1 pseudogene is annotated in these 422 nt (G+C 49.5%); it reads left to right on the top strand.

The features are described from left to right. A pseudogene (locus AC6CH4_RS25980) lies at positions 1-422 on the top strand (hypothetical protein); the annotation flags it as partial.

The raw sequence follows: 422 nt of genomic DNA, 5'->3' as shown, positions 1-422 counted from the left end.
ACGGTGACGACTACCTATACATTAACAACAACAAGTACCGCTACGGGTTGTACGGCTACCGATACGGTGATCGTTACTGTGGACCAGTCAGTACCTACGGCAGATGCAGGCGCGGACTTTACCAAAACCTGTACTGCTAATAACACAGGAAAAACAATCGGAACGACCGCTGTTGCAGGTACCACTTACCAGTGGAGCCCTGCTGCGGGATTAACGAGCGCAACAGTGTCGAATCCAACGGCCAACCCATCGGTGACGACTACCTATACATTAACAACAACAAGTACCGCTACGGGTTGTACGGCTACCGATATGGTAACGGTTACTGTGGACCAATTAGTATTGGCAGATGCCGGTGCGGACTTTACCAAAAATTGCAGTGTAAATTCAACAGGAAAAACGATCGGTGCAGCAACTGTGGC

This window comes from Flavobacterium sp. GQ95 (genome assembly GCF_059758655.1).
Note: the sequence above shows the minus strand (reverse complement) of the source record. Positions and strands in the feature narration are given on the sequence as shown.